Below are 289 nucleotides of genomic sequence, written 5' to 3'. Positions count from 1 at the left end.
AGCTAAGACAGCAGTGAAGCTATTAAAAGAAGCGTTGGGCGATTATCCGCTAGTGATTCATAAGCCAGAAGGCGCGATATTTCTGTGGTTATGGTTCAAGGATTTGCCGATTAGCACCTCTGAGCTTTATGAGACTCTCAAAGAAAAAGGTACGCTTATCGTGCCGAGTGAGTACTTCTTCCCTGGTGTCGATATCAGCGATTATAAACATGCACATGAGTGTATTCGTATGAGTATTGCCGCCGATGAGCAGACTTTGATTGATGGCATTGCGGTGATTGGTGAGGTG

The 289-nt window shown here is 45.0% G+C and carries 1 pseudogene; it reads left to right on the top strand.

The features are described 5' to 3' along the window. Positions 1 to 289, top strand: a pseudogene (gene avtA / locus AAEZ03_RS26815) (valine--pyruvate transaminase); the annotation flags it as partial.

Source organism: Pseudomonas sp. HY2-MNA-CIBAN-0224 (assembly GCF_040310285.1).
GTDB lineage: Bacteria > Pseudomonadota > Gammaproteobacteria > Pseudomonadales > Pseudomonadaceae > Aquipseudomonas > Aquipseudomonas helleri.
The sequence above is the reverse complement of the archived record's forward strand: the minus strand, read 5'-3'. Positions and strand labels throughout refer to the sequence as shown.